Annotated in this window: 17 protein-coding genes and 1 pseudogene; 13 read left to right on the forward strand and 5 right to left on the reverse strand. The window is 61.2% G+C overall.

Annotation, left to right across the window (positions count from 1 at the left end):
* Positions 1-1,436: 1,436 nt before the first annotated feature.
* From AC6R19_RS11820 to AC6R19_RS11840, 5 genes and pseudogenes are all read right to left on the reverse strand, one after another.
* Positions 1,437-1,768: pseudogene (locus tag AC6R19_RS11820) on the reverse strand (DUF1214 domain-containing protein).
* Positions 1,696-2,055, reverse strand: a complete 360-nt coding sequence (locus AC6R19_RS11825) for a hypothetical protein (RefSeq protein WP_500580023.1) — start codon at positions 2,053-2,055, stop codon at positions 1,696-1,698. Before AC6R19_RS11825 ends, AC6R19_RS11820 begins: the two are co-directional and overlap by 73 nt.
* A gap of 187 nt (positions 2,056-2,242) precedes the next feature.
* Positions 2,243-2,449: a DUF1254 domain-containing protein gene (locus AC6R19_RS11830; protein WP_500580024.1), complete on the reverse strand. Its 207-nt coding sequence runs from the start codon at positions 2,447-2,449 to the stop codon at positions 2,243-2,245.
* Positions 2,450-2,692: a hypothetical protein gene (locus AC6R19_RS11835; protein WP_500580025.1), complete on the reverse strand. Its 243-nt coding sequence runs from the start codon at positions 2,690-2,692 to the stop codon at positions 2,450-2,452.
* 23 nt (positions 2,693-2,715) lie between these two features.
* Complete coding sequence (locus tag AC6R19_RS11840; protein ID WP_500580026.1) at positions 2,716-3,027, reverse strand: DUF1214 domain-containing protein; 312 nt, start codon at positions 3,025-3,027, stop codon at positions 2,716-2,718.
* Between the two features lie 178 nt (positions 3,028-3,205).
* Between AC6R19_RS11840 and AC6R19_RS11845 the strand changes: the two genes are divergently transcribed.
* From AC6R19_RS11845 to AC6R19_RS11905, 13 genes are all read left to right on the forward strand, one after another.
* The gene (locus tag AC6R19_RS11845; RefSeq protein ID WP_500580027.1) at positions 3,206-4,312 is read left to right on the forward strand and encodes a hypothetical protein; all 1,107 of its coding nucleotides are present in this window, start codon (positions 3,206-3,208) and stop codon (positions 4,310-4,312) included.
* The gene (locus AC6R19_RS11850) at positions 4,309-4,980 is read left to right on the forward strand and encodes a GntR family transcriptional regulator (protein WP_500580028.1); all 672 of its coding nucleotides are present in this window, start codon (positions 4,309-4,311) and stop codon (positions 4,978-4,980) included. The genes AC6R19_RS11845 and AC6R19_RS11850 overlap by 4 nt, the downstream gene beginning before the upstream one ends.
* Entirely contained in the window at positions 4,981-5,289 is a 309-nt protein-coding gene (locus AC6R19_RS11855) for a DUF6122 family protein (protein ID WP_500580029.1), read from the forward strand.
* A gap of 155 nt (positions 5,290-5,444) precedes the next feature.
* Positions 5,445-6,818 carry a Type 1 glutamine amidotransferase-like domain-containing protein gene (locus tag AC6R19_RS11860; RefSeq protein ID WP_500580030.1) on the forward strand — a complete coding sequence of 458 codons (1,374 nt, stop codon included), beginning with the start codon at positions 5,445-5,447 and terminating at the stop codon, positions 6,816-6,818.
* Positions 6,819-7,575: 757 nt separating this feature from the next.
* On the forward strand, positions 7,576-10,383 hold the full coding sequence (locus AC6R19_RS11865; RefSeq protein ID WP_500580031.1) for a TonB-dependent receptor domain-containing protein: 2,808 nt from the start codon (positions 7,576-7,578) through the stop codon (positions 10,381-10,383).
* 91 nt (positions 10,384-10,474) lie between these two features.
* Complete coding sequence (gene yfcC / locus AC6R19_RS11870; protein ID WP_500580032.1) at positions 10,475-11,980, forward strand: putative basic amino acid antiporter YfcC; 1,506 nt, start codon at positions 10,475-10,477, stop codon at positions 11,978-11,980.
* A 23-nt stretch (positions 11,981-12,003) separates the two neighbouring features.
* A complete protein-coding gene (iadA, locus tag AC6R19_RS11875) occupies positions 12,004-13,167 on the forward strand; it encodes a beta-aspartyl-peptidase (RefSeq protein WP_500580033.1) in 1,164 nt (387 codons plus the stop codon).
* Positions 13,164-14,090: a GlxA family transcriptional regulator gene (locus AC6R19_RS11880; protein WP_500580034.1), complete on the forward strand. Its 927-nt coding sequence runs from the start codon at positions 13,164-13,166 to the stop codon at positions 14,088-14,090. The genes iadA and AC6R19_RS11880 overlap by 4 nt, the downstream gene beginning before the upstream one ends.
* A gap of 26 nt (positions 14,091-14,116) precedes the next feature.
* Positions 14,117-15,379: a cyanophycinase gene (locus tag AC6R19_RS11885; RefSeq protein ID WP_500580035.1), complete on the forward strand. Its 1,263-nt coding sequence runs from the start codon at positions 14,117-14,119 to the stop codon at positions 15,377-15,379.
* A 76-nt stretch (positions 15,380-15,455) separates the two neighbouring features.
* On the forward strand, positions 15,456-15,638 hold the full coding sequence (locus tag AC6R19_RS11890) for a hypothetical protein (RefSeq protein ID WP_500580141.1): 183 nt from the start codon (positions 15,456-15,458) through the stop codon (positions 15,636-15,638).
* Positions 15,639-15,859: 221 nt separating this feature from the next.
* Positions 15,860-17,209 (forward strand): aspartate aminotransferase family protein, encoded by a 1,350-nt coding sequence (locus tag AC6R19_RS11895; protein ID WP_500580036.1) that lies wholly within the window; start codon positions 15,860-15,862, stop codon positions 17,207-17,209.
* Positions 17,210-17,443: 234 nt separating this feature from the next.
* The gene (locus AC6R19_RS11900) at positions 17,444-18,829 is read left to right on the forward strand and encodes a glutamine synthetase family protein (RefSeq protein ID WP_500580037.1); all 1,386 of its coding nucleotides are present in this window, start codon (positions 17,444-17,446) and stop codon (positions 18,827-18,829) included.
* A 317-nt stretch (positions 18,830-19,146) separates the two neighbouring features.
* The gene (locus tag AC6R19_RS11905; RefSeq protein ID WP_500580038.1) at positions 19,147-20,001 is read left to right on the forward strand and encodes an OmpW/AlkL family protein; all 855 of its coding nucleotides are present in this window, start codon (positions 19,147-19,149) and stop codon (positions 19,999-20,001) included.
* Positions 20,002-20,007: the final 6 nt, after the last annotated feature.

A 20,007-nucleotide genomic window follows, 5' to 3' on the forward strand; every position in this document is an offset into this window, starting at 1 on the left:
TCCGCAACTGGAAGCCAGCGCTAAACCGTTTTATGATCGAATTTGGTGATCGCTTGGTCGATCACCAGTAACCAGCGGCATGGGCGGTTACACAGAATTATTTACAGCCTCATAAATTTTCGTAAAACACTATCATTCTGCTCTTCGTATCTTCGTATCTTCGTATCTTCGTATCTTCGTATCTTCTGTGCTTGCAGATTTGGTATCGCAGAAAATGGCAATCATCTTTAAAGAAGATGACTGCCAATAATTTATATAATGCTCAGAGAATATTCGTAATCGTCAGTGAGCTGGTGCTTGGCGCTTCGCTGACTCCAGGTCCTAGTAGACAGGACGTCAGATCGAGAGTTGGTGTTACCCACTCCTCAACCACTCTGCTTCCGAGATACTTGCCTTCAGTTACAGTGCCCGTGTTCGTTCCAATCTGTTGTCCGCCAACGGTTACGATTACTTGATCTTCCTTGGCCCAGGAATACAGGGTGTGTGTGCCGTCGCTCCATTGAATATTATTGGACCCTTCATTAGTGGAAGTCGGGGTCAGGCAGCCCAACATATTGGTAACTGAGCTGGTTACCTCGCCTACTGATCCATCAACGCAAGAGTAGGTTGTTTCCCATGTGGTAGTTGTTTCCTGCTCCTCAAGCCGTAAAGGCGGAGAATAGGTTATTGTTGCGTCAGCAAGGCATTCCTGAATGGGTTCAGCTTGAGCTGACGGCGAAGAGGTAAACAGAATGCAAATAAAGAGCTGTATTGCAATCGCTGGGGTTTTTAAGTTTGAGTATAGGTTCATGCCTCTGCCCGCTTTTATCGTTTGTTCAATCTGAATGGTTCTTGAGTTATCTTTTCTATTTCATGCGTGATCTCCTTGATGGAAAAAATCTGGAATGGATAACGGATGATTATTATATGTTGTGTCTGATTTTCTATGATTATAGCGGTAATGTATCCTGTTTGATTTTTATGTCGTCAACCTAAATTTATTTGATTATCTGTTGTGGATGTGTTTGTTTTCCTGGGTTCTTTTATGGGTGATGATACATATATTTAATTTGTAATGTGAGGGAGATTCCGCCAGTTACCTTGGTTGTCGTGTTTTCTGTTCTTTAATTGTTGTTTTGTGATCTTTTTATAACTTTGTGGGTATATTTCCCGTCGGTTTTTTCACTAAGGCCATTGTGGTTGGTGGAGGGTTGTTCGGGATCCTAGATTCATGCTGTGCTAACCCGTAAAAGATGGTTGCCAGTTTCGACTGAAATAAAGTTGTTAATAAGACTGAAGGGGAGGTACTTTCGATCCTGTGGTAGGTGGGAGCGAAGAGAAGGAAGCTCCCTCTTTATTCCGTAGGAAATATAACCTCAGTACTGGAGGAAAGGCTATTGCCTCCTTGGCGGCGACAGTGAGTGAGCCTCCATTCACTACTTGGTAGCAGGGAATGCTCAATTCTTTCGTATTACCGGAGGCGGGGCCAAGGAGCCGTCGAGCACTTCCAGTGCCGGCCAATAGAGCCGCATCATCAGGGAAAAGTTGCCGTCTGCAGGTGTCGGCAGCCGGTTGGATTCCTTGGCCGCGCCGGGCGACTCGCGCTGAACGTACAAGTCCAGAGAACCGTCCGGATTGAATGTGAGCTTGTCGCGGTCGCCGATGGCGTAGCGTCGATGGGGTTGTCGGCGAACAGCTGGCGACCGTTGTATAGGGTCAGTGACCAAAAAGCGCGCACTGGCGGGACTTCGCCTTTTCGAAGTGCATGATATAGCGGCGGTCGTTGCACAGTGGCTCGCCGTTGGCGTCCACAAAGGCAGTAGGGTAGACGGCGTCTTCCGGGATATTGGCTCCCAGTCCGCCGTAGGCGACTGCGGCACGGCGCAAGTAGTTGGTGCCGTAATTGCCCATGCCGCTGAGGTTCATGCTCCAGCCGTTGACCGAGCTGGTGGTTTTTCCCTGGTGTTCATGATTCTCGACAGGGTCTCTTCCGGTGCCGCCTGAAGCCTCGCGGACGATTTCCGGCTGGCCTTTGGGGGAAAAGGCCTGGCCGGGCACAATACCGATGCATTTCATACGATCGAGAATCGGGTAGTCGTGCGCGTGGGGCGGGTTTTTTTGCCAGCTCGACGAACAGTGAAAAGAATTCCAATGCCCTCCATCTTCGCCACCTGGTCTACCGGTGGGCTCATATCCAGTTTAGGGTCGACGCTGCCTTTGAGCGGTGTGTATGGCTTGCCGTAGGCGCTTAGCGGGATCGCCTTCAGAGCCGCTGAAATTTATAAACGGCCTCGTAATCGGCCTTGCCGCTGGTCTGCACGCGACCGCCCAGCCAGCCGAAAGCAGTGGGGCTGTCATAGCGGGTCACCCCCTCCGGCAATTCACCTTCCCTGCCGGGGCCGACAATGGCAAAAGTCTGCGCACCGTTGCCGGTGTGCGCGTGCCAAGGGCAGTGAATACATCGGTCCATTCATCGAGGAACGGCAGTAGGTAGTAGCGCCCGGCCGAGTCCGGTACGGTTGATGGGGGTTTGGGGAAACTGGGGATCCTCGACGTTGATCGCCACCTTTTTGCCTACATGCATCAGTACCAGTGGATAGGCGTAGATGTAGGCATCGCGGGCGATCTCGCGCATTTCTAGTGCCGAAGGTGTCTCATCGCTGTGCACCGCCGACAATAGCAGCAGGGTGATAAAGAATGTTGCAACGCGCAATGTAGTCATCGTTGAGGTGCTCCTTACTGCCGATTGTTTGGGGGAGTGACTTTTTGAAGGGGCGGCAAGCGGGGGCCTTCACGCAAGACTTCTGCTTTCGGCGAGTACATGCGCATCATCACCTGGAAGCGGCCTTCGGGCGCGGATAGCCAATTGGATTCGCGTGCTTTCCCTGGTGATTCGTGCTGGATATAGATATCCAGGAAGCCATCCGCATTGAAGGTAGTGTGGCGTGGATGCCCCTTTTCCTGCTGCGCGAAGAGTTGCCAGCTTTCACTATCGGGGGGCTTTGGGTCACAATAGGCGGCACCAGTGCCGGACGACGACCCGGTCACTCCAAGTTGAGGTAGCCGGGCGCGGTTTTGACGGCGGATGGCGAGGTCTGGCGTTGCGCCGGTGACGAGACACGCCCGGGACCGGTTGTACTGCGGAGGGTCATGACCAGTCGGTTCCTGGCCAGTCTGCGGCGTGATCCGAGAGCCTTCAGTTGCCTGATGGATTCAGAGTAAAGCAGTGAAAAAATCCAATTGTGTATTGCTGGCGGGCGCCAGTGCCGCGAAGCGCATTCGCGAAGAAGGGCTGCGCCAGCAGCAGTTCTCTACCCTGGTGGGCGCCTCCGGCGGCCCCAAGTGGCTGGTGATCAGCCATCTGGACCGGATTCTGGCGGGCGAGTTTTTCCGCGACCGTCGCGAGCCGATTGCGTCCGTGGGCTCCTCCATCGGCAGCTTCCGCAATATGTGCTACGCGATGGAGGATTCCCTCGGGGCGCTGGCGCGCCTGGAGTACGGCTATATCCACCAGACCTACGCCTCGGCAAAGCCGACGCCGGCGGAGATCACCGCGGCCGGCGAAAAGATACTGAAGGACGTGCTGGGCGGGGAGGGCGCGCGGGAGGTGGCACACAACCCGGTCTGGCACAGCCATTTCGTCACGGTGCGCGGCCGCGGACCCCTGGCCAGCGAGAGGCGCGTCCTGTTGGCGCCGGCGCTGCTGGCATCCATGCTGGCCAACGCGCTGTCCCGCCACAGCCTGAGTGCCTTCTGGGACCGGGTGGTGTTCCACTCCGGCGACGCCACCCGTGTGCGCTTTGCCGATCTGCGCACCGTCAATACGCGCCTGTCGGTGGACAATGTCTGCGACGCGGTGCTGGCCAGCGGCTCCATTCCGCTGGTGATGGCGGGGGTGCAGAATCCGCAGGGGGCACCCGCCGGCAATTACCGCGACGGCGGTATCACCGACTATCACTTCGACCTGCGCTTCGAACACCCCGAGGGGCTGGCGCTCTATCCGCATTTCTTCCCCTATATGGTGCCCGGCTGGTTCGACAAGAACCTGTCCTGGCGCCGGGTCAGGGGGCGCGCCATGCAGAACACCCTGCTGGTGGCGCCGTCGCCGGCGTTTGTCGCCGGCTTGCCCTATGGCAAGATTCCCGACCGCAATGATTTCTACAGGCTCAGCACCGAAGAGCGGCTGAAGTACTGGAATACCGTGGTGGATATGAGCCGGCGGGTGGCCGACGATTTCTTTGAGCTGTGGCAGACGGGTAGTGTGGCCGACCATCTGGTTGAAGTGAGGTATGATGACGCCCCCCACAAGCTGTCCCAAGTGATCGCCGCATGAGCACCGCGCAGGAATTCAACGCCCCCCAGGAGGAATACCGCACCACCCAGGAGCGGGTCTACTACCAGGTGCGCGATGCCATCCTGCGCGGCAAGTTCCTGCCCGGGCATGCGATCACCATCCGCGGCCTGGCCGCGGACCTGGACTGCAGTCCCATGCCGGTGCGCGAGGCGCTGCGCCGGCTCACCTCCGAGCGGGCGCTGGAACTGTCGGACACCCGGCGGGTGACCGTGCCCACCATGACCCCGGAAAAGCTGGCAGAGATCTGCGCCGCGCGGGTGGCGCTGGAGTGCCAGGCCGCCGAGCAGGCGCTACCCCATGTGGGCCCCGGGGAGCTGGAACAGCTGCGCCAGTTGGACGAGCGGGTCACCGCGGCCCTGGCGGACAAGGACATAGAGGAATACGTCACCGCCAACCTGGAGTTCCACTTCACGCTCTACCGCCTCGGGCGGCCCCATATCATCCTGTCGCTGATCGAGAGCCTGTGGCTGCAGACGGCGCCGCTGCAGCACCTGGTGTTCCGGCGCTTCGGGGTGCAGGAGCTGCCGGACCGCCATCGGGACCTGATCGAGGCCATCGCCTCCGGCGATGCCGGGCGCGTCCGCACCGCCATCCGCCAGGATATCGAAGAGGGCCTCGGCTCCATCTCCGCAGAAGAATTGTTATAAATGTTCAGTTACATCCATATCGCCCTGCACATCCTGGTGCCGGTGGCCATCGCCTGGTTTTTCTTCCGCGATCAGTGGAAAAAGGCCGCACTGATCATGCTGGCGGCCAACCTCGTAGACCTGGACCACCTGCTGGCCAGCCCCGTCTACGATCCCGACCGCTGCAGCATCAACTTCCACCCGCTGCACAGGATGCTGCCCATCTCCCTCTATGGCGCCATGATGTTCCTGCCCTGGAAACCGGTGCGCTGGCTGGGTATCGGGCTGATAGTGCATATGCTGCTGGATGCGCTGGACTGCGGCCTCTGAGGAGAGGCGGCTGCGCGCAAAGCTTTCGGAATGTACAGTTTTTGCCGCGAACTTGACAGTTTTCTCCCGTATGCGCCGAGGGTGTCCAATTGAGGCCGCCGATACAGTTACTCTTTGATGGCATAACAATAACTGCAACCATCAAGGAGCGTGTCATGTTCGCAAGAACCGCACTGCTGTTAAGTTTGGCCCTGGCGAGCCAGTCCGGCCTCGCCTGTATTTCCCAGGAATCCGAATCCAACGATGCCGAGTCGAATGCCGATGGCCCTGTCTGTTCGTCGCAGACGGTCAGCGGAACCATCGCCAACCGCCGCGACCAGGACTGGTATTACTTCGATGTCGACGAGGCCACCAGTTTGACCATCAGCCTCGATCACGCCGGCAATGACGATTTCGACTGGCACCTGTACGATCCCAGTCAGCGCCTCTACAGTGCCGAGACCGGCAGCGCGCCGGAGAGCGCCACGGTATCCGTGGACGGTGTCGGCCTCTACACCCTGAAAGTGACCCGCTACAGCGGTCAGGGCTGGTATACCCTGGACGTGGACGGAATCCCCGATGGCAGCGGTGGCGGTTCCGGCGGCGACTGCGGTTACGGCAGCCGCCCGGCCAAGCCCGGTGGGCTGACCAGCTACCTGACCGGCAATGCGGCGGATGCCTGTGTGTCCCAGGACGACGGCGGCCTGCTGGTGATGGGCGGCGGCAGCGATGTGGACGACGCCTTTACCCGCCGGGTCAAGCCGCGCATCGGCGGCGGCGATGTGGTGGTGCTACGCACTTCCGGCAGCGACGGCTACAACGACTATCTGCAGGGCCTGCTGGCCGCCGATTCGGTGGAGACGTTGCTGGTGGACCGGCGCCAGTTTGCCGACGACGAGTACGTGCTCTGGGCGGTGCGTACGGCGGAGTTCGTGTGGATCGCCGGGGGCGACCAGTCCGATTACCTGAACCAGTGGGCCGGCACGGCCCTGGAGACGGCACTGGATGAAGTGCTGGCCCGTGGCGGAGTGCTCGGCGGTACTTCCGCCGGTGCGGCGGTGCAGTCCGAGCATATCTACGACCCCGACGGTGTGCTCGGTGTCTACTCTTCGGAGGCGGTCACTGACCTGTGCCACGAGTACATCAATATCTCCACCGATTTCCTGACCACCCAGGTGATGCGGGGGGTGATTGTCGATACCCACTTCGCCGAGCGCGACCGCATGGGACGCCTGATGGTGTTTATGGCGGGACTGCCGACGGGCATTCGCGGTATCGGTGTCGACGAGGCCACGTCCATCTTTTTTACCACCGATGGCACCGGCACCGTCGACGGCAGCGGCAATGTCTATGTGCTGGCGGAGGATGGGCAGACATCGCGCACTCAGGCCAGCTGTGGTCAACCGGTCGTGTACGAGGATGTGCTGCGCTACAAACTGTTGGAGTTCGATCAGTACAACATCCTTACCGGTGCCACCGGCGCAACGCCGAAGCGCATCGGCGTTGATGGGCGCAATCAGAATTTCTACATCAACCAGCCTTACCAGTAATCGGGCTATAGAACTGGAAGGGGCCTGAACTGAATGCCGCCAAGTTAAGAGCTCCGATTCGGCTCTGCCGCTGGTGGCCGCCCGGGAAAAAGCCTCATCGGCAAACATTTCCCGGGCGGTCACCAGCGGCAGAGTCTTAAATTGTGCCAGCTGCCCGCTTAACTTCGTGCCATTCGGGCCGGAACTCATGTCCGGTCCCTTTGTATTTTCTGAGTTTTTCGTTTCACTGAAATGCCGGGCAGCTGGTGTCGATGCCCTGGGCTGGCAGCAGATAATTCGGTTGCACCCCCCGATTTCCGCGTCGAAAACTTCTGCAAAGCAGGGCTTTACAGCATTTTTACAGCGTGATAAAAATTGCGTGAGTTTCCCAATAAGAGCTTTAACCAGCCAACACCCAGCGCCATGATTACAAGCGAGATTTTCACAATCACTGCTATCGAGCGCTGCTCCGCCAACTACCACCTCAGCGAGTGGTTTGACGAGTAGCTTTTCTGCCTCGGTGTGCCCAGGCATTCGACGTTGTTGTCGATATTGTTGAGCGTGCCGCCGAGTACAGGGAAGCTGTGAGTCGGAGCCTATTTTCCCGCACTTATTTGCTCACCGAAGTTTTCCACAGGATTGGTATGCCCTGGGTGTGCTGAACTGTGTCCGCCTGCCCGATCGCCAAGGTCTCTCGCACCCGTGTTCTGTTGGCGTTTTCAAGCGGTTTATTAACGAATATAAGGGCCAGGGGCCCGGAAAAAGAAGGGAAGATAAAATGAATAAGAGAACCCGACTCTATCAGGCCATCCGCGTCGCCATCGGCTGTTCCCTGATTTACGGCAGTGCAGTAGCCCGGGAGGTGCCGCGCGGTCCTGAAGAGGCAGTGGAAGAAGTGGTGGTCACCGGTACCCATATCAAGGGGCTGGATACCGAGGGGGCGGTCCAGGTAGTGCAGATCGACCGCGATGATATCGAGTCCTCGGGTGCGACCTCGCCGATCGAGATTCTGCAGCAACTGACCCAGACCGGCGGCGGCAGCGGCACCTTCTCCACCGCCACAGGCGGCCCGCTGTCCAGCAACACTCCCGTGGGCGCCGCCGGCGTTTCCCTGCGCGGCCTCGGTGCGTCCTCAACCCTGGTGCTGGTCAACGGCCGCCGGGTATCCGTCAGTTCCTTCGCCAAGGGGCAGGAGTCTTTCGTCGATGTAAACTCGATTCCGCTGTCCGCCATCGAGCGCGTCGAAGTGCTGCCCAGCGGCGCCGCAGCCACCTACGGCGCCGATGCGGTGGCCGGTGTGGTCAACTTCGTACTGCGCGACGACTTCGAGGGCAGCGAGATCACCCTGTCCCACGGCAACTCCACCGCCGGCACCGACGAGGGCAAGTACAACCTGAACTGGGTCTGGGGCCACAAGGGCGAGCGCAGCCACACCATGCTGGTGGCCGACTTCTTTACCCGCAACGCACTCTACGACCGCGACCGCGATGTTTCCGCGAGTTCGGTGCGACCGAGTCAGCAGGGTGTCTATCCGAGTTTCAACGACCTCTATTTTCTAGATCCCCCCTCCGGGAGTCGCGATCAAACCCAGGAGCCGGGTGCAAACGGCTGTCCAGTGGATCAGTTTAAGCTCGGTCGTCTGGGCGAGTACTGCGAATTCAACACCAACGCTGTCGTCGCTACACAGGACGAATACGAGAGTGGCAGCCTGGTCGGCACATTCAGTTACCAGCTGACTGATGACCTGGAGTGGTTCAATACCGCCATGGCGCAGATGAGCCAGTCTCGCGGTACAGCTTCTCCGGCCAACTTTAGCCGCGCCCCTTTCGATCCGGAAAGCCCTTTGTGGCCAGAGGGGCTGGTAAATGACATGGTGGTTGAGGGAGAGGTTGGCGGCTTTAGTGATTATTACGGTTATCCGGTTTACGCCTGGGGCAAGTTCCCGGATCCCCGCGCTGTCGAAGTAGAGAGTCAGTCTATCCGCTTGGTTACCGGCTTGCGCGGCGACATCAACGATTGGGATTGGGAAGTCGCGGCGAATATCGGCCGCAGCGAATCCGAGCAGCGTGGCATCTCCGGTCTTTACAATTCCGAGGCCTTTTATAACGCCAGCATGGGCAACCTGTGTACCGATGGCACCGTCGTCGATCGCTGGGAGCTCGACCTTGCCCGCCCCGGCGCCAGTTACGGCAGTGGCGAAACCTGTGAGTCTCTCGGCAAGACCACCGCCTGGTACAATCCCTTCAACGGCCAGGGCGAGCAGCTGGATGCAATAGACCAGTTCGTGCGCACCGATGCCAGGCGCAGCGGTGTTTCCAACCTGTATGCGTTGGGCGGCAATACTTCCGGCTCCTGGTTCGAGCTGCCGGCCGGTGCGGTACAGGTGGCCTTCGGTGTCGAGTTCCGCCGCGAAACCGTAAAAGATGCGCCGTCCGGCGATGCGGTTTCCACCACCCTGAACCCGGAGCCGATTCTCGGCTTCAGCTCCACCTCCGCCGACGCCGAGCGCGACCAGTGGGCGGTGTATATGGAGCAGATGATTCCGCTGGCGAGCAACACCGAGCTGCAGCTGGCGCTGCGCTACGACGACTACGACAGTTTCGGCGGCGACGCCAACCCGAAGGTCGCGCTGCGCCACGCCTTCAACGACGCCATCATCTTCCGCGGCAACTGGTCCACCTCCTTCCGCGCGCCGTCCCTGGCCCAGGTGGGTGCCGGCACCCTGCTGTCGAGCTACACCGTGGACTGCTCCGTGACTCCGGGCGCCTGTGACGGCCTCGACGACGAGAGCGGCGAGGCGCTGCTGTCGGAGGAGGTCAGCAACGACGATCTGCAGCCGGAAACCGCCACCACCTGGGGCGCGGGCTTCCTGTTCAAGCCCGGCAAGGATACCGAGCTGGCCGTCGATTACTGGAATATCGAGCACGAGAACCTGATCGGCGTGGAAGAGGATGACTTTATCTTGCGCGCGCTCGCCGGGGACTTCCCGGTGGTGGGCGAGGGCGAACTGGCCACCGGCCAGCCCGGCCTCGAAGTAGCCGGCGGCTTTGTGGTCGATGCCCATTTCCAGCTCACCAACCTCGGCTGGCAGAAGACCAGCGGTGTGGACATGGCCTTCACCCAGTATCTCGACACTGACGACTGGGGCAGCCTGCGCTTCGCGCTGGACGCCACCTACCTGGCGGAGTTCGACAAGTTGCCGTCCAGCACACTGGGCATCGTTAGCGAAGCGGGTCAGTACCAGTACCCGCGCTGGCTGGCGAACACTTCCCTGCGCTGGCGCTACGAGGACTGGTCCGCGACTCTCGGTGCCAAGTACACCCACAGCTACATGGACGATCCCAGCCCGCGGGTACTCGATGCCGTCGGCCTGCCGGACGACGCTGAGGTCGAGGTGGATGCCTGGACGGTATTCGACCTGAGTGTGAGTCGCGATTTCAGCAACGGCAGCTGGCTCTCCCTGCGGGTGGACAACCTGCTGGACAAGGAGCCGCCGCTGGTGCTGGGCACTGGCGCCAACGTGGATCACTTCAACCACAGCTCCATGGGTCGCTTCGTGACCCTGCGTTACGGCCACGCCTTCTAAGCACAGCCGCACGCGTTGTGGCCGGGCCGGGAGTGCGAGCGCGCTGCCGGTCCGGCCCGACTGGAACCGTCAATTTCCTTCTGGTGTTTCTATGCAAGCCTCTGTATCTGACGTCGAGCGCCAACAGCGCGAAGCGGTTTCCGCCGAGCCCAAGTGGGCCATGCCGGATACCTATCTGATCCTGCTGTTTGTAGCGCTGCTCGCATTTGCGCTCAATTTCCTGGTTCCTGCCGGCACCTACGAGACGGTGGTGGTGAACGACCGCACGGTGGTGGATCCGGGCAGCTACCGGCAGGCTTCGGATACGCCGGCAGGCATGGCCCTGTTCGCCGAGGGCGGCAATATCGGGCTGTTGAACTTCGCCTTCGAGGGCATGGTGTCCGGCTCCAAATGGGGAGCTTCCATCGGTGTCTTCGCATTTATTTTGCTCACCGGCGGCGCCTTCGGCCTGATCTTCGCCAGCGGTTCGGTGGAGCGCGGACTCTTCCAGGTGATTGCGCGCAACCGCGAGGCCGGCGGCTTTTACCTGGCGACGCTGTGCGCCATGTTTTCCGCCGGCGGTGCCGTTTTCGGCATGGGGGAGGAAGTGATCCCCTTCACCCTGCTGGTGGTGCCGCTGCTGGTTGCGATGGGCTACGACAGTATCACCGCGCTGCTGGTGACCTATGCGGCCACACAGGTGGGATTCGCCACCTCCTGGATGAACCCCTTCGGTGTGAGTATCGCCCAGGGCATCGCCGGGGTGCCGGTGATGTCCGGCAGCCTGCCGCGCATGCTGTTGTGGGCGCTGGCCACGGCATTTCTGATCGCCTACACGCTGCGCTATGCGCGCCGGGTGCGCAAGTGCCCGGAATCCTCCCCGGCCTTCGAGTCGGACGCGGTGCACCGCGCCGGGCGCCCGTCGCTGGATGCGATAAGGCCGATGGTGCGCGGCGACGGCTGGGTGCTGCTGCTGTTCACCGCGGGTATCGCCTGGATGGTCTGGGGTGTGGTGGAGCGCGAGTATTTCCTGCCCGAAATCGCCAGCCAGTTTTTTACCATGGGCATCGTCATCGCGCTGGTGGCCATCGTCTTCGGCCTCAACGGGTTGACCGCCAACCGCGCCGCCGCGGCCTTCAAGGAGGGCGCGCAGCAGCTGCTGCCGGCGGCCATGGTGGTGGCCTTCGCCAAGGGCATAGTGCTGCTGCTGGGGGGCGACGAGCCCGGCAATCCCAGCGTGCTCAACACCCTGCTGCACTGGGCGGGGCAGGGCCTTGCCGATGTGTCCGGCACCCTGTCCGCCTGGTGCATGCTGCTGTTCCAGACGGTATTCAACTTCTTCATTACCTCCGGCTCCGGCCAGGCGGCGCTGACCATGCCGATCATGGCGCCGCTGGCGGACCTGGTCGGGGTAACGCGGCAGACGGCCGTGCTGGCCTTTCAACTGGGCGACGGCTTCAGCAACCTGGTCGTGCCCACCTCCGCCGCGCTGATGGGCTGCCTGGGAGCCGCCCGCCTCGACTGGGGCCTGTGGATTCGTTTCGTCCTGCCGCTGATGGGCTGGCTTTTCGCGCTGGCCTCGGCGGCGGTTGTACTCGCCGCTTTAACGGGATTTTAAAAGTTGTTATGTCACGAATTGTATTGATAAAAAACGCGCAGGTGTTCGCGCCGAGGAATCTCGGGGTCTGCGACATACTGGTCGCGGGCGACAGGATCGAAAAGATTGACCAGGGCCTCTGCCTGCCGGCGGAGATCGGCGAAACCGTGGACGCCGACGGCGCCTGGCTGATCCCCGGGCTGGTGGACTCGCTGGTGCATATCAGCGGCGGCGGCGGCGAGGGCGGTTTCGCCACCCGCACCCCCGAACTGGATCCGCGCGAGGCATTTGCATCCGCTGTCACCACCGTTGTCGGCGTGCTGGGCACCGATGCCACCACCCGCACCCTGAACGAACTCTACGGCAAGGCGCGGGCCCTGGATGCCCAGGGGCTGTCCTGCTTCATGCACAGCGGCTCCTATCAGTTCCCGGTCAATACGCTGACCGGCAGTGTGCGCACCGATATCATGCTGGTGGACAGTATCATCGGTGTCGGCGAACTGGCGATCTCTGACCACCGCTCATCCCAACCGTCCACCGCCGAGCTGGTGCGGGTCGCTTCGGACGCTCGGGTGGCGGGTCTGCTGAGCGGCAAGGGCGGCGTGATCAGCGTTCACGTCGGCGGCTGCGAGGGCAGGCTGCAGCCGCTGTTCGACGCGGTGGCGGCGTCGGACATTCCGATCAGCCAGTTCTATCCCACCCATATCAACCGCAACCAGCCCCTGCTGGAACACGGCGTCGCCTTTGCGCGCGCCGGTGGCTATATCGATTTCACCACCTCTACCACCCGGGAAATTCTCGCGTCCGGCGAACTGCGCGCGAGCGCCGCGCTCAGGCTGGCCCTGGAGGTCGGCGCACCGGCGGAGCGCATCACCTTCTCGTCCGACGCGCAGGGATCCATGACCAACTTCTGCGACCGGGGTACTCTGCAGGATATCGAGGTGGGTTCCGTGGCCAGCCTGTTCGATGAATTCCGCCGCGCCGTGCGCGAGGAGGGAGTCGATTTCATCAGGGCCTTGCAGGTGGTCACCGACAACCCGGCCCGGGTGCTGGGGCTGCGCAACAAGGGCCAGATAGCCGCTGGCCTGGATGCGGATCTCGCGATAGTGGATCCGGCCAGCTTCGAAGTGCGCCACGTCATGGCCCGTGGCCGCTGGCAGTATTTCGACGGCGGGCTGCGATTCAAGGGGGGCTTTGCCGGGACATGAGCCAGTCTGCCGCAGGTACCATTGCCGTGCTTTTGTTACCGGGCTTTTCCATGGCGAGCCTGGGCATACTGACCGAGCGCTTTACCCTCGCCGCCGGCCGGGCGCCGCTGCTCTTCAGTTGCGGCGACGAGATGGTCGCGTCGGAGCACGGTATCCGCGTTCAGGCCCGGGAGCTGCCGCAGGAGCCTCGGGAGTTCCACAGTCTGATTGTCTGCGGCGGGCGACAGCGGCCGACTTCACTGCACGCCTGCGTACAGGCACAGGATCACATCGCGGTGTGCGGCGGCTATCGAATCGGTATCGGCAGCGGCGTGCTGGTGCTGGCTCGCGCCGGGTTGCTGGACAGGCGTCGCTGCAGTCTGCCCGAGGGGCTCAGGGGAGAGCTGGAGCAGATGGGCTGCGGGACCATCGTCATGCCGGGTTGTTTTACCCGCGACGGTGCCATCTGGACCTGCTGGGGCGAGGACGCCGTCACCACCATGCTGGATACAATGCTGCCGGCCTGGAGCAATAGCGGCTGCGGCGGCAACTCGCCGCTGCACGGCGAAGTGGAGGACAGATCCACACTCGTGGAGGCCCAGGCCCTGATGCGCAACAATCTCTCCGAACCGCTGACGACAAGGGAGGTCGCAGACTATCTCGGGGTTTCCTGCAAGAAGCTCGAGCGGATATTCCGGCAATTCGTTGGGCAACTGCCGGCTCGTTTCTATATCGGCCTGCGCCTCTCCCTGGCCAGGCAGCTGCTGCACCACAGCAACTGCAGTATCGAGGAGGTGGGCAGGCGCTGTGGTTTTGCTTCCGCCTCCCATTTCAGCCGCGCCTTCCGCAATCATTTCGGCTGCTCGCCGCGCGATGAACGCCAGAATTTCGCCGCATCGCCGGAAATGCTCGCCGAAAGCCGGGCACTTAGAGTTTCCGCGTGACAGATTGAATAAGAAAAAGGTCGACAATGTTTACGAGAAAAAATGCACTTTTCCAATGGCTGATCTCGACCGCTTCCGCGTTGCTGGCTACAGGTGTGCAGGCTGGTGAGGGTGGAAAGCTGCTGATCGTCGGCGGCGCGCTGCGCAGTGACAACGCGGCGGTCTACCGCGCGTTCATCGATTCGATACCGGGGGAATTGCCCGAAGTGGCCATAGTGCCGGCCGCCTCCGGCCGGCCCGCGCACTACGCCGAGGCCTTCCGGGCGGATCTGCGACGGCACGGATACGACGGGCGGGTGCATATACTGCCGGTGGCGGTCGAGGACGATCCGTCCACCGAGGTCGACGAGAGCCGCTGGTCCCGCGGCGCCCGCGATCGCAGCCTGGTCGAGCGCCTGGAAAAGGTGGGCGGCATCTGGTTTGTCGGTGGTGACCAGACCCGCATAACCGACACCCTGCTGCTGGATGATGGGGAGGATACACCGCTGCTTGCGGCCATCCGCGCCCGGCTGGCCGGGGGGGCCGTCGTCGCTGGCACCAGCGCCGGCGCCGCGATCATGAGCCGAACCATGATCGCCGCCGGCGATTCCCTCTCGGCGCTGACCCTCCCACAGGCACAGCAGTACGACGGCATGCAGGCCCAGGAGTCAGGGCAACTGCTGTTGGGCAGGGGGTTGGGATTTCTCGAAACCGGCATCGTCGACCAGCATTTCGATCGCAAGAGCCGCCTCGGCCGGCTGGTACGCGCCCTGGCGCCGCCGCTGCAGAAGGCACAGCGCCGCGGCTTCGGCGTCGATGAGGACACCGCGGTACTGGTCGACCTGGATAGCGGGGAAATGCGCGTGCTGGGTAGCGGCAATGTGTCGCTGCTCGATGCGCGCGAAGCAGAATTTGCGCGCAGATCCAGACATTTTGCGGTGGATGGTATCCGCTTGTCTGTGCTGAGTGACGGGGACAGTTACAATTGGAAAAACGGAGTCCTGAGGCTCGAGGGCAGCGCTACTACCGGCAGAGAGGCATTTGCTTACAGCCCGGCGCAGGGTGCTGGCATCGCGCTTCCCAATGGTCGCCTGGATCAGTTGCTGGGGTTTTCCCTGCTCGACAACAGCGAATCTAAGGAACTGCGCCGTTACGCGTTTAGTGAGAGCGGCCGCGGTGTTCTCTTCCGGTTCGAGCAGATGGGCGAGAGCCGAGGCTACTGGCGTTACGGCTCTGGCACCAAGGACCAGTACTCGATTGCCGATGTGCACTTGTCGATAAAGCCGGTGACCGTAACCATCAAACACTAATCCTCCAGCAGCGGACCAGCTGCAGTTGAATGCCGCGGTTACCTGGAGTGAGGTGTCGGGCTGGTGACGGCGCTCAATCCTTACTGGCTACGGAAGGACCTCGGCCATCACCCGGCGGGCGCTCCAGAGCGGCCGCAGCGTGAGGGAACTGGTGCTGGAGGAGCAGTTGATGACGCCGGAGCAACTGGAAGATCCGCTCGGCCCGGAATCCATGCTTGGGTCTGGCGATGCTCGGGTGATCTACAGCACCGGACTATAGTGTTGTCGCAACGGATCGATAGGTCTTGCGCTCTCCCCGGGCTCGCCCCTAGAATGTGATCACAAATTTGCGGGATGCAGATTTGGGCGCCCCAGGCGACCGCGGAGTGATTGCCGGGGACGGGCAAATTACCGATTTTGGAGAGATCGGCCCTCGTACGAGGAGGGGCGTACCGCATCGGGCGGCGACGCGGATCTCAGCTAGATAGCCAGGAGTGAGAGATGAACAAGAGCGAACTGCAACAACACGACCGCGAGCACTTGCTGCACCCCTTTACCGATTTCCACGACCTGGGCAAGCAGGGTACCCGTGTGATCACCAGCGCCGAGGGGGTCTATATCACGGATATCGACGGCCACAAGATGCTCGATGGCATGTCCGGTCTCTGGTGCTGTAACCTGGGCTACAGCCGCAAGGAAATCAGCGACGCCATCTACGAACAGCTGAACAAGCTGCCCTTCTACAACAGCTTCTTCCAATGCACGACTGTGCCCTCCATCGAACTGGCAGACGCCCTGGCGGAGGTGACCCCTGCGGGCATGAACAATGTCTTCTTCACCGGTTCAGGCTCCGAGGCGAACGATACCAACCTGCGCATCATCCGCCGCTACTGGGACCTGAAGGAGCAGCCCGGGAAGCGCATCGTCATCTCGCGCAAGAACGCCTACCACGGCTCCACCATCGGCGGTGCCAGCCTCGGCGGCATGAGCGGCATGCACAAGCAGTTCCAGGGGCTGGATTACATAGAGCACATCCAGCAGCCCTACTGGTTCGGCGAGGGCGGCGATATGTCCCCGGAGGAGTTCGGTATCTACGCCGCGCGCTGCCTGGACGAGAAGATCCAGGAGCTGGGTCCGGACAAGGTGGCCGCCTTTATCGCCGAGCCGATCCAGGGCGCCGGTGGCGTGATCATCCCGCCGGAGACCTACTGGCCGGAAGTGAAAAGGGTGCTGGACCAGTACGATATCCTGCTGGTGATGGACGAAGTGATCTTCGGCTTCGGTCGCACCGGCGAGTGGTTCGGCGCCGATTACTACGGCATGCAGCCGGACCTGATGACCTTTGCCAAGGCGGTGACCAACGGCTACTTCCCGCTGGGCGGCACCATGGTCAGCGACCGGGTGGCGGACGTGATCAAGGCCAGGGGCGGTGAATTCACCCACGGCTACACTTACTCCGCGCACCCGGCGGCCTGTATGGCCGGCCTGGTGACCATCAATATCCTGCGCAACGAGAAGATCATCGAGAATGTGCGCGACAACACCGCCCCCTACCTGGCCGAGCGCTGGGCGGAGCTGGCGGATCACCCGATCGTCGGCGAGGCCCGCAGTCTGGGCCTTGTCGGTGCGCTGGAGCTGGTCAAGGACAGGGGCAGCCGCGAGCGCTTCGACGACAAATGCACCGCCGGCGGTATCTGTCGCGATATGAGCATCAGGAATGGCCTGGTGATGCGCGCCACCGGCGACACCATGATCATTGCGCCGCCGCTGATCATCACCAATGAGCAGGTGGACGAGCTGGTGGAAAAGGCCCGTCGCGCGCTGGACGACACGGCCAAGGCGTTGGCGTAATATTCTCGGGACTCGGGACTCGGGACTCGGGACTCGGGACTCGGGACCCGGGACCCGGGACTCGATAAGAATGCGAAGTCTGATGCGAAGGCCCTGATGCCGGGGGCCGTCCGTGAAAAGCGCCCGCGGCTGGTAAACAGACCGATGAGGCTGTTGAGCGGACGGCCACCGGCAGCAGGGCCGCCACGGAAACATCAACGGGCCCGGGATTCGGGATCCCGCTAAAGGCAATTTATGTCTACAGAGAAAGAATTCATACCGCCGCCGGAACTGCTCGAACAGTCGCGCAAGTTCCTGGGCGAACACCCCGACCTGAAATGGGTCGAGGGCTTTATGTTCGATATCAACGGGGTGCCCCGCGGCAAGTGGCTGCCGGCGGATTCTGCGGAGAAGCTGCTGAAGGGCAGCCTGCAGATGCCGCGCAGTGCCGCCAGCCTGGATATCTGGGGGCGGGATATCGAAAACAGCCCGCTGGTATTCGCCAGCGGCGACAGCGACGGTATCTGCATCCCGGTATCGCCCATCTGCCTGGCGCCCTGGCACCGGGAGCAGACTGCGCAATTGCATATGCAGCTGCACGAGGCGGATGGCTCGCCTCTCTACGCCGATCCGCGCACCCAGTTGCAGCGGGTGGTCGCAAGGCTGAAGAGGTTGGGCTACACCGCCGTCTGCGCTACCGAACTGGAGTTCTACCTGCTGAAAGAAGAGGTGGATCACCTGGAGCGGCCGCGCCCAGTCAGCGACAACGACGCCGAGCTGGTGCCGTCCACCGACGTCTACGACCTGTCGGAACTGGACGCCCAGCGCCACTTCTTTGCCGATGTGCGCGCCGCCTGTGAGGCGCAGGGCATCCCCGCGGATTCGATCCTGTCCGAATGCGCGCCGGGGCAGTTCGAAATCAACCTGCTGCACAGCGCCGACCCGGTCAAAGTCGCCGACCAGACACTGTTGTTCAAGCGCCTGTTGAAGGGCGTCGCGCGCAGCCACGGCCTGCGCGTCAGCACCATGGCCAAGCCCTTCGGCGACCAGGCCGGCAACGGCATGCACGTGCACCTGAGCCTGATCGATGACAGTGGCAAGAATGTCTTCGACGACGGCAGCGAGCAGGGCTCCGATCTGTTGCGCTACGCCGCCGCCGGCATGCTGGCCACCGCCAACGATGCGATGGCTTTCTTCGCTCCCCACAGCAACTCGTACCGGCGCTTCCAGGAGAGTTCCCACGCGCCGCTCAACCTCTGCTGGGGCTACGACAACCGCACCACCACCTTGCGTGTTCCGGCCAGCAACCCGGAGGCGCGCCGCATCGAGCACCGCATCGCCGGCGCCGATGTGAATCCTTACCTGGTGCTGGCGGCGATTCTCGCCGGCGTCTGCCACGGTATCGAGAACAAACTGGAGCCGCCGGCTCCAGTGGAGGGCGACGCCTACCAGGTGGAGAGCGAGCAGTTGATCAACACCTGGAGCGGCGCGCTGAAGCGCTTCGAGGAGAGTGCGCTGTGGCGGGAGTACCTGGATCCGCGCTTTATCGACCTGTTCCTGCTGTTGAAGCGCCAGGAGCTGGCGGAGATAGGCGCGCGCGTCACCGATGTGGAATACCAGAGTTACTTGCACCGGGTGTAGTCTTTCGTGGAACCCTGGCGCTGTCTGCCCCGGCAATTCAATGGCTTTGGCGACAGTGTCAGCAGGGAGTGGCAATCCTTGCTATACCTTATTCTAAGCGCGTAACGCGCTTAGACTCTCCTCCTGAAAGTGTGTTCGAGAAAACTGGCCCGCCAACTGGCGGGCATTTTTTTTGCTAAAAGCAGTTTGTCGGAATTTCTTTCCTCAAATCCGCTGGGTAATTGGTACGCCTTGCTGCATGTTGAAAAAGCCCACCTATACTGGAAGTAACCGCAACTGCGGCGAAGGAGCTTTTCAGCGTTACAAGGAGTTACCCCATGAGATTGAAGTCCCTCCTAATCCCCGTGGCACTGGCGGGTTACGCCGGCCTCGCCGCTCAGCTGGCCCTGGCGGGCCCCTCCGGATATCCCGTACAGGCTCCGCCCCAGGGAATTTACACAGCCGGGACCGTCATGGTGCGCGTCGGTGCTTCCTTTGTGGAGCCGAGTGATGATGAGGAAGTCTTTGAAGGTACCCAGTTCTTCGTCGTCGACGACCCGTCCACCGAAGATATTGATGAGGTGGTGCCGGTAGATGTATTTACCAGCGTTGACCTGGATGATGATACCACCTGGTATATCAGTGGCGTATGGCTGCCGATAGAGCACTTCGGGGTGGAGCTGTACTTCAATGCTGATGCCAATCTCGACGCCACGCTCACTTCCGTCGCGAGTACAGGAGGCGCTGCTTTCGGCTCTTTCTCCCAGGGTATCGGTGATTTCGACAGCTACATTACCAGCCTGTACGCGAACTGGTATCCGCTCAGCCCGACCTGCCTGATCCAGCCCTATGTGGGTATCGGCGTCAGCTACGTCGATTTTGAGGGCGATTTTCTGCGGCCGGTATTCCGTGACGAATTCGGCGATGGTTTTGGTCTTGTGAGGCTCGGCAGCGATTTCAGCTGGACCGCGCAGCTGGGTGTGGATTTCAATTTCGGTCGCAACAACGGCTGGCAGATCAACGCCTCTGTGATGTATGTGGACTCGGAGCCGGATCTGGAGCTGGGCTTCGACACGGAGACGCTGCCGCCCGGATTTGGCGCTAGCGTATTCCTGCCGGTGCGCATCCGCGATGAGATGGATTTCGATCCCTGGATGTTCAACCTGGGAGTCGGCTACAGGTTCAGTTTCTAGGCAGTC

The organism is Microbulbifer sp. SE14, from assembly GCF_059834885.1.